Source organism: Pseudomonas sp. GW460-LB5, assembly GCF_059423245.1.
Map to the genome: position 1 here is coordinate 68,245 of NZ_JBWKXT010000029.1, position 8,690 is coordinate 76,934.

10 protein-coding genes are annotated in these 8,690 nt (G+C 63.1%); 5 read left to right on the forward strand and 5 right to left on the reverse strand.

Translation table 11 applies throughout. From position 1 onward, the window contains the following. Nucleotides 1-230 precede the first annotated feature (230 nt). From AC07XM_RS18225 to AC07XM_RS18245, 5 genes are all read right to left on the reverse strand, one after another. Entirely contained in the window at nucleotides 231-1,571 is a 1,341-nt protein-coding gene (locus AC07XM_RS18225; protein ID WP_102689259.1) for a sensor histidine kinase, read from the reverse strand. A 60-nt stretch (nucleotides 1,572-1,631) separates the two neighbouring features. Beyond that, a complete protein-coding gene (locus AC07XM_RS18230; protein WP_016488518.1) occupies nucleotides 1,632-2,048 on the reverse strand; it encodes a Spy/CpxP family protein refolding chaperone in 417 nt (138 codons plus the stop codon). Between the two features lie 167 nt (nucleotides 2,049-2,215). Further along, the gene (locus tag AC07XM_RS18235; protein WP_016488517.1) at nucleotides 2,216-2,893 is read right to left on the reverse strand and encodes a response regulator transcription factor; all 678 of its coding nucleotides are present in this window, start codon (nucleotides 2,891-2,893) and stop codon (nucleotides 2,216-2,218) included. A 142-nt stretch (nucleotides 2,894-3,035) separates the two neighbouring features. Beyond that, nucleotides 3,036-3,335, reverse strand: a complete 300-nt coding sequence (locus tag AC07XM_RS18240; RefSeq protein WP_016488516.1) for a YciI family protein — start codon at nucleotides 3,333-3,335, stop codon at nucleotides 3,036-3,038. A 1-nt stretch (nucleotide 3,336) separates the two neighbouring features. Continuing rightward, a complete protein-coding gene (locus AC07XM_RS18245; RefSeq protein ID WP_024717735.1) occupies nucleotides 3,337-3,930 on the reverse strand; it encodes a septation protein A in 594 nt (197 codons plus the stop codon). Nucleotides 3,931-3,996: 66 nt separating this feature from the next. Here AC07XM_RS18245 and AC07XM_RS18250 point away from each other — a divergent pair, with 66 nt between their 5' ends. From AC07XM_RS18250 to rluB, 5 genes are all read left to right on the forward strand, one after another. Further along, entirely contained in the window at nucleotides 3,997-4,857 is an 861-nt protein-coding gene (locus AC07XM_RS18250; protein ID WP_016488514.1) for a PHP domain-containing protein, read from the forward strand. A gap of 13 nt (nucleotides 4,858-4,870) precedes the next feature. After that, on the forward strand, nucleotides 4,871-5,500 hold the full coding sequence (locus AC07XM_RS18255) for an L-threonylcarbamoyladenylate synthase (RefSeq protein ID WP_033734770.1): 630 nt from the start codon (nucleotides 4,871-4,873) through the stop codon (nucleotides 5,498-5,500). After that, nucleotides 5,497-6,351 (forward strand): segregation and condensation protein A, encoded by an 855-nt coding sequence (locus AC07XM_RS18260; RefSeq protein ID WP_023048349.1) that lies wholly within the window; start codon nucleotides 5,497-5,499, stop codon nucleotides 6,349-6,351. The genes AC07XM_RS18255 and AC07XM_RS18260 overlap by 4 nt, the downstream gene beginning before the upstream one ends. Beyond that, nucleotides 6,338-7,105 (forward strand): SMC-Scp complex subunit ScpB, encoded by a 768-nt coding sequence (gene scpB, locus AC07XM_RS18265; RefSeq protein ID WP_024717734.1) that lies wholly within the window; start codon nucleotides 6,338-6,340, stop codon nucleotides 7,103-7,105. Before AC07XM_RS18260 ends, scpB begins: the two co-directional genes overlap by 14 nt. 183 nt (nucleotides 7,106-7,288) lie before the next feature. Then, nucleotides 7,289-8,356, forward strand: coding sequence for a 23S rRNA pseudouridine(2605) synthase RluB (gene rluB, locus AC07XM_RS18270; protein WP_016488510.1), 1,068 nt, complete (start codon nucleotides 7,289-7,291; stop codon nucleotides 8,354-8,356). The last annotated feature ends 334 nt before the right edge of the window (nucleotides 8,357-8,690 follow it).

Sequence of the window (8,690 nt, forward strand, 5' to 3'; positions counted from 1 at the left end):
ATGGTTGTCCGCGCTGCCTGATACCTGCACCGTACTTGTGGGAGCGGGCTTGCCCCGCGAAGAGGCCAGTGGCCTTTACATCACATCAACTGCCAGTAGCTTCAGCCAAGGGCAACTCCAACCTGGCCACAAAGCCCCCCTGTGGATGGTTGTCCGCGCTGCCTGATACCTGCACCGTACTTGTGGGAGCGGGCTTGCCCCGCGAAGAGGCCAGTGGCCTTTACATCACATTAACTGCCAGCAGCTTCAGCCAAGGGCAACTCCAGCCTGGCCACAAAGCCCCCCTGTGGGTGGTTATCCAGCACCAGTCTCCCGCCATGGCGCTCCGCCGCTTTGCGCGCAATCGCCAGCCCCAGGCCATGCCCCGGCGCGTCCTGCCCCGGCGCGCGGAAGAACGGCTCGCCCAGCTGCGCCAGATGCTCCGCTGCCGCCCCGGGCCCATGGTCACGCACGCTGATCACGATGTGGTCCTGCTCACGCACGGCGCTGACCTCGACCGGCTGCCCCACCGGGTTGAAGCGCAGGGCATTGCGCAGCAGGTTGTCGACGGCGCGCTCGATCAGCGTCGGCCAACCTTGCAGGGTCAACCCCGGCTGCGCCTCCAGGCGCACGTCCTGGTCCGGTGCGCTGAGCAAGGCGTCTTTGCGCACGCTGCCGAGCAGGGCATTGAGGTCGACCGGCTCGGCATGAGCCTGCTCCGCATCGACCCGGGCCAAGGCAAGGATTTCGCTGATCAGGTCTTCCAGCCGGTCGCACTCGCGGGTCAGGCGCGGCCACAAGGTCTCCCGCTGCTCAGGCCCGGCGCGCTCGGCCAAAGCCAGGGCAATGCGCAGCCTGGCCAGCGGCGAGCGCAACTCATGGGACACATCGCGCAGCAACTGGCGCTGGCTGCCAATGGTGCTTTGCAGGCGCGCGCCCATCTTGTTGAAGTCCTTGGCCAGCACGCCAAACTCGTCACGCCGTGCAGCCAGCTGCGCCAGGCTGTTCTGCTGGTAAGTGGTCTGCCCCAGGTCATGCACCGCGCTGCGCAGGCGGCTTAGCGGGCGGGTAATGGACAGGGTGACCAGCAGGCTGAACAGGGTCAGTACCACCAGCGCAATGCCCAAGGCACTGAGCGGCCACATCAGGCTTTCGCGGTGCCAGGCGTCCAGTGCAGGGTGGGGGATGCGGTAGATCAGCAGGTAGGTTTCGCCGGTCTCCGGGCTGGTGTATTCCTCGGTCAGCCGACGCCATGGCAGGCGCCGCTCGTCATTGTGCTGGCGTGCCTCGAAGGCCGCCGCACGGCGTGGGAAGGTGCCGGGCACCACGGCCTCGCCACTGTCATCGAGTACCTGCACGTCGATCTTGTAGCGATCTTTGCGCCGTTCCAGAAAGTGCTGTGCCGCATCCAGGCCTTGCTGCTCGTAATGCTTGGCCCACTTGCTGGCCAAGGTATTCAGGCCCGGGTGGCGGCTAAGGATCCAGGCATCCTGGTTGAGCATGTGGCCCAGCAGGATAGACAGGCCTGCGACCAGGGTGATAGCCAGCCAGAAACTGGCCAGGATGCGCCAGAACAGTGAACGCAAGTGCACCTCCTGTAAACGGTAAAAGCCCGGCCCGCGGGGAGGCGGGCCGGGCATCGGGCGGACAGCTTACTGAGCCTTGGTGCCTTTTTCAGCTTTCCAGGCCTGGAACTCCTGCCACTCGGCTTTCTTGGCGGCGCGTTCCTTTTGCAGTTCGTCGAACTTTTTCTGCTGTTCAGGTTTGAGCAGGTTGCGCACCGCAGTGTCGGTCTTGTCGCGGCTGGCTTGCAGCTCGTCTTTCATGGCTTTCTGGTCGGCGGCTGGCAGCTTGGCCAGGTAGCGCTCGGTGATGTCACGGCGCTGCTGCATCTGCTCGCCCATCAGCTTGCCGATCTGCTGGCGCTGGTCGCGGCTCAGGTCCAGTTGATGGAAAGGCGCATCACCGCGATGATGCGGGCCGTCGTGACGCGGGCCGCCTTCAGGCATGGCCATGGCCACGGTCGGCAGGGCGGCGGCGAACATCAGGGCGATAAGGGTCTTGCGCATGGTGTCTCTCCTTTCATAGGCCGGTGGTTACCGGATGAGCACAGTCTAGGGAGATCACCGTCAAGCGCAGTCAGGGGATGGTAAAGGCACTGTAAAGAACAGTTCCAAGCTCCAGGCTGCAAGTGAAGCCGATTGCGATCTTGCGCCTTCTTGTAGCTTGCAGCGAGTTACAGGCAGTAGTAATAGCCACGGCTACGCAGCGCCACGATACGTGGCCTGCCATCGGCATGCGGGCCGATCTTCTTGCGCAGGTTACTGACATGCATGTCCAGGCTGCGGTCGTACAGGGTCAGTTTGCGCCCCAGGCCGATTTGCGCCAGCTCCTGCTTGTCCAGCGGTTCGCCAGGCTGGCGCAGCAGGGCTTCAAGAATGCGGCTTTCGGACAGGGTCAGGGTCATTTCACGGCCGTCGATGCTGGCCACGCCGCGCGCAGGGCTGTACACCAGGTCGCCCAGTTCCACCTGGCTGGTGGTGGCGGTGGGGTGGCTGCGGCGCAACACTGCTCGCAGACGGGCCGTGAGCTCGCGCGGGTCGCAAGGTTTGGCCAGGTAGTCGTCGGCGCCCAGTTCCAGGCCAAGAATGCGGTCCAGCGGCTCGCCCCGTGCAGAGAGCATCAGCACCGGCAGCTCGGTGTGCTCGCTGCGCAATTGCTTGAGCAATTCCAGGCCGCTGCCATCGGGCAGCATCACGTCCAGTACCACGGCCGCCGGAGCGTGCTCGGCCAAGGCCTGGCGTGCGCTCAGGCCATCATGGCACGCACGCACGGTGAACCCTTCCTGGGTCAGCCAGCTGCCGAGCAGCTCGCACAGTTCCTGGTCATCATCAATCAGTAACAGCTCGCTCATGACTCACTCAATTCAACCATTGACGGCGGCTATTCGGCCCGCCAGTGGCAAAGATACCGCAGACTGATGGCAGCCGTATAACTACTGGTGCCGCGTCAGCTTCTTCGCGGGCTTGCCCGCGAGGAAGCGACTCGGTCTCAGATCAAGGCAATACTTGCTTGAACGGCTTGACGACGACGTTGTCGTACACGCCCGCCGCAATGTAAGGATCGGCATCGGCCCAGGCCTGCGCCGCGGCCAGCGATTCGAATTCGGCAACGATCAGGCTACCGCTGAAACCGGCTTCGCCCGGGTCGTTGCTGTCGATGGCCGGGTGGGGGCCGGCCAGCACCACGCGCCCTTCGGCCTTGAGCTGCTGCAGGCGTTCGATGTGCGCCGGGCGGGCAGCCAGGCGCTTTTCCAGGGAGTTTGCGACGTCGCTGGCGATGATGGCGTAGAGCATGTCAATCCTTGGGTTTGGTAGTAGAAGGGTCGTCGTGCAGGTGGCGCGACAGGTACACGCCTTGCGCCACCAGGAAGATCACGGTCATGCCCAGGCTGCCGAACACCTTGAAGTCCACCCAGAAGTCCTGGAAGGTAAAGGCGACGAACAGGTTGGCCGCGCCGCAGAACAGGAAGAAACCGATCCAGGCAACGTTCAGGCGGGTCCAGATGGCATCTGGCAGGGTCAGGGCGTGGCCCATGATGCGCTTGATCAGCACCCGATCGCCGATGAAATGGCTGCCGGCAAAGCCCAGGGCGAACAGCCAGTTCACCACCGGCGCTTTCCACTTGAGGAAGGTTTCGCTATGGAAGGTCAGGGTCAGGCCGCCGAATACCAGGCAGGCCACCAGCGTCAGCCATTGGCCCTTTTCCAGCCTGCGTTGGCGCAGGAACAGCGCACCGTACACCACCAGCGAGCTGATGATCAGCATGGCCGTGGCACTGTAGATGCCGCCGAATTCGAAGCTGTGGCCGGCGACTTCCATGGGGCGCGGGTCAAGCTTGTAGACGATGAAGAACAGCAGCAGCGGGATGAAATCGATGAATTGTTTCACAATGGCAGCCAGAATCGGGATGTGACGGCATAATAACAAACATCGATTCCAGCGAAAGCGCTCTCCATGAATGTTGATCTGCACTGTCACAGCACGGCCTCCGACGGCGCCCTGTCGCCCTCGGTACTGGTTGCCCGGGCCCATGAGCACGGGGTGCAAACGCTGGCACTGACTGACCACGACACCCTCGAAGGCCTGCCCGAAGCCCGCCAGGCCTGCATTGAGCGGGGCATGCGCTGGGTCAGCGGGGTGGAATTGTCGTGCACCTGGGGTGGCGCGACCATCCATGTGCTGGGTTATGACTTCCCGCTGGACGCGCCGCCCTTGCTGGCGGCCATTGAAGCGCTGCACCGTGGCCGCTGGCTGCGCGCCGAAGAAATAGACAAACGGCTGGCAGCCAAGGGCATGCCCGGCACACTCGAGGGCGCCCGCGCCGTACAGCACGAGCTGGGCGACAGCGGCAACGCCCCGGCGCGCCCCCATTTTGCCGAGTACCTGGTGCGTGCCGGGCACGTCAAGGACCGCGGCGAGGCGTTTCGCAAGTGGCTGGGTGCCGGCAAGCTGGGCGACGTCAAGCAGCATTGGCCGACCCTCGACGAAACTGTCGCCACCCTGCGGCAGTCCAAAGCGTGGGTGAGCCTTGCACACCCCATGCACTACGACCTGACCCGCAGCAAGCGCAGAAGGCTGATTGCCGACTATATTCAGGCAGGCGGGCAGGCACTTGAGGTGGTCAACGGGATGATGCCGGCCGAGCAGGTGGGCACGATGTCCATCCTTACTCGTGAGTTCGGCCTGCTGGCAAGCGCTGGCAGTGACTTCCACGGCCCCGGCACCTGGGGAGAGATCGGTGCCTACCGGCCTTTGCCCGAGGATCTGCCACCTCTGTGGCGTCGATTCAGCCATGAACAGCCTTTGGCGCTATGAACAGGATGACTACGTGAGCCAATTTTTCCAGATTCATTCGGAGAACCCACAAGCGCGCCTGATAAAACAGGCCGTCGAGATCATCCGCAAGGGTGGCGTGGTGGTTTACCCGACCGACTCGGCCTACGCGCTGGGCTGCCAGATTGGCGATAAAAACGCCATCGAGCGGGTTCGGCGCTTGCGCCAGTTGGACAAGCAGCACAACTTCACGCTGCTGTGCTGCGACTTGTCGCAAATGGGGTTGTTCGCCAAGATCGATACGTCTACGTTCCGCCTGCTCAAAGCGCACATTCCGGGGCCTTATACCTTCATTCTCAATGCCACCCGCGAGGTACCGCGGTTGCTGATGCACGAGAAACGGCGGACCATTGGATTGCGCGTGCCATCCAACCCGATCGTGCTGGCTCTGCTAGAAGAGCTGGGCGAGCCGTTGATGAGCGTGAGCCTGATCTTGCCGCCCGAAATAGAGCCGATGACCGACCCCTACGAGATCCGTCAGCGCCTGGAGCACCATGTCGATCTGATCATCGATGGCGGTTTTGGCGACCTCAAGGCGTCGACCGTCATTGACCTCACTGGCGATGAGCCCGCGCTGATCCGCGAAGGCTGCGGCGACCCCACGCCGTTTATGGTCAACGCGTGAGCCAGATGGAGGCGCCCGAGGCACCGGCTGAGCAGGCCGAGTCGCCTCGGCAGTTGCAACTGGCCCTGGTCTACGGCGAAGCCCTGACCGAAATGCCGCTGGACCTGTACATTCCGCCGGATGCCCTGGAAGTCATCCTGGAAGCCTTCGAAGGGCCGCTCGACCTGTTGCTGTACCTGATCCGCAAGCAGAACATCGACATCCTTGACATCCCGGTGGCGGAAATCACCCGCCAGTACATGGGCTACGTGGAACTGATGAAAAGCGTGCGTCTGGAGTTGGCTGCCGAGTACCTGGTGATGGCCGCCATGCTCGCCGAGATCAAGTCGCGCATGCTGCTGCCGCGTTCGGCCGATGTCGAGGAGGAGGAGGGCGACCCGCGCGCCGAGCTGATCCGCCGTCTGCAGGAGTACGAACGTTTCAAGGCCGCAGCCGAGGGCATTGACGACCTGCCAAGGGTGGGCCGCGAGGTCGTTGTGCCGCGTCTGGAAGCACCGCAGGCCAAGGTCCGCAAGCTGTTGCCGCAGGTCAGCCTGGAAGAGTTGCTGATGTCCATGGCCGAGGTCATGCGCCGCAACGACCTGTTCGAAAGCCATCAGATCAGCCGTGAGACCTTGTCCACCCGTGAGCGCATGAGCCAGGTGCTGGAGCGCCTCAAGGGCGGTGCTTTCGTGCCGTTCGGCGACCTGTTTGCCGCCGAAGAGGGCAAGCTGGGTGTGGTGGTGACCTTCATGGCGGTTCTCGAACTGGTGAAGGAATCGCTGATCGAACTGGTGCAGAATGAACCCTTCGCCGCTATCCATGTGCGGCTTCGCCCAGCGCTTGTTGAAGAACCTGATGAACCTGAATGACCCCCGCGACCTGGCGTCACTGATCGAAGCTTTTTTGCTGGCTTCGGGCAAGCCGCAATCCCTGGAGCGCCTGTACGAGCTGCTCGAAGAGGCCGAGCGCCCCGAGCCCCAGGTATTCAAGCAGGCCCTTGAGGTGCTGGGCAAGTCGTGCAGCGGCCGTGCCTTCGAGCTCAAGGAAGTGGCCAGCGGCTACCGCCTGCAGATTCGCGAGGACTTTGCGCCCTGGGTCGGGCGCCTGTGGGAAGAGCGCCCGCAGCGTTATTCGCGCGCGCTGCTCGAAACCCTGGCCCTGATCGCCTACCGCCAGCCCATCACCCGTGGCGAGATCGAAGACGTGCGGGGCGTGGCGGTGAACAGCAATATCATCAGGACCATGGTCGAGCGCGAGTGGATTCGCGTGGTTGGCTACCGCGAAGTGCCCGGGCGGCCAGCGATGTTTGCCACCACCAAGGCGTTTCTCGACCATTTCAACCTCAAGAGCCTGGATGAGCTGCCGGCCCTGGCCGAGCTGCGCGAAATGGAGCCGGAGCCGCTGCTCGACCCGGATGATGCGCCAGTGCCCGCGCACCTGCAGGCGTTGGCAGATGCCAGCCTTGGGGAAGAAGACGTTTCTGAGCCAAAGGACGAAACCAGCTTCCGTAGTTTGCTGGTGGAGCTGGATGCCATGGAGGAGGGGTTGAAGATCGATTTTGATGACTTGCGCGAGGAGGAGCCTGAGGCTTCTCTGGGGGAAGAGGGCAAGTTACAGCCCTGATTCTTCTCTTGGCGACAGGGCCAGTGAGATCAACACAAGACCACTAGGCTGAAACCTCTCCCAATGCGTGCAAAACCCTCTAACCTCCAGTGCGTTCCATTGCCGAACCGCGTATGATGCGCGGCCTTTTGGCGCGTTCGTCGCCAAGAACCTGTTTTCATTCCTACACCGGGAGGTGCCCAGATGAGTGAGCAAGACCTGCAAGATACCGAGATCACCCCACCCGCTGGCGAAAAGCTGCAGAAAGTGCTGGCGCGCATTGGCGTGGGTTCGCGCCGTGACGTCGAGGCCTGGATCAGCCAGGGCCGCATCAAGGTCAACGGCGTCGCAGCCACCCTTGGCCAGCGCGTCGACCTGCACGACGCCATTGCCGTAGACGGCAAGCTGATCAAGCGCGAAGAGGCCGCCGAGGCCACTCGCCGGGTGATCATGTACAACAAGCCTGATGGTGAAATCTGCACCCGCGACGACCCTGAAGGCCGCCCGACCGTGTTCGACCGCCTGCCACGGCCAAAAGAGGGCCGCTGGATCAACATCGGCCGCCTCGACATCAACACCACCGGCTTGCTGCTGTTCACCACCGACGGTGAGTTGGCCAACCGCCTGATGCACCCGTCCTACGAGATGGACCGAGAGTACGCGGTACGGGTGCGTGGTGAAGTCGACGACGAGATGATCGAGCGCCTGAAAGCCGGCGTGATGCTGGAAGACGGCCCGGCGAAGTTCACCGACATCCAGAAGGCACCGGGTGGCGAAGGTTTCAACCACTGGTACCACTGCGTGGTGATGGAGGGCCGTAACCGTGAGGTGCGTCGCCTGTGGGAATCCCAGGGCATGGTGGTCAGCCGCCTGAAGCGCGTGCGTTTCGGCCCGGTGTTCCTCAACTCTGACCTGCCGATGGGCCGCTGGCGTGAAATGACCCAGGGCGAAATCGACATCCTGGCCGCCGAAGTGGGCCTGCAGCCAGTAGCGCTGCCTGCCATGAAGCTCAAGGCCAAGGACAAGATGGAGCGCCTGCAGCGCAAGTCGACCCGCCCGCTGGGCCGTGGCGAGCGCGTGCGCAACCTGCGCCCGGCTCACGAAGGTGCTGCTACCGGCGAGCGTCCGGCGCGTCAGCCGCGTGAAGAGGCCCCGCGTAAACCTAACCGTGGCAGCACGGTGGCCGAGCGCCCGAGCGAGATGCGCAAACGTACCGGCAAGCCTGAGGGTGACAAGCCGGCAGGCCGTGGTCGCGGCAAGCCGCGTGGCTGATAAGCCAGTGTGGTAATCAAGAAACCAGCCTTCGGGCTGGTTTTTTTATGCCTGTAGGGGCGCGGCCGCTTCGACAGCTACCGCGTCAATTTGAGGTCTTGCGCGGTCCTTGTAGCGGCCTTGACGAGGCACTGGACCGGTCGGAAAGGGCCGCATAGCGGCCCCAAGATATTGAACAAAAAAGATTTTTCGGACGACTGGCAAGTTTCTGAACCGCCGTGTAAAGAAATTTATACGAATGTCGCCGTTTTCAGTCCGCATTTCAGATCGCGCCCGGTCGTGTAAACAAACCTTGCCGGCGTCCATGTGCCAAAGCCGCGCCCCTGGCCCGACC

Bases quoted from the DNA above. Each gene is read 5' to 3' on its own strand.
- AC07XM_RS18230 (WP_016488518.1), bottom strand. From the start codon at position 2,048: ATGCGCAAGACCCTTATCGCCCTGATGTTCGCCGCCGCCCTGCCGACC.
- AC07XM_RS18235 (WP_016488517.1), bottom strand. From the start codon at position 2,893: ATGAGCGAGCTGTTACTGATTGATGATGACCAGGAACTGTGCGAGCTG.
- AC07XM_RS18240 (WP_016488516.1), bottom strand. From the start codon at position 3,335: ATGCTCTACGCCATCATCGCCAGCGACGTCGCAAACTCCCTGGAAAAG.
- AC07XM_RS18250 (WP_016488514.1), top strand. From the start codon at position 3,997: ATGAATGTTGATCTGCACTGTCACAGCACGGCCTCCGACGGCGCCCTG.
- scpB (WP_024717734.1), top strand. From the start codon at position 6,338: ATGAACCTGAATGACCCCCGCGACCTGGCGTCACTGATCGAAGCTTTT.
- rluB (WP_016488510.1), top strand. From the start codon at position 7,289: ATGAGTGAGCAAGACCTGCAAGATACCGAGATCACCCCACCCGCTGGC.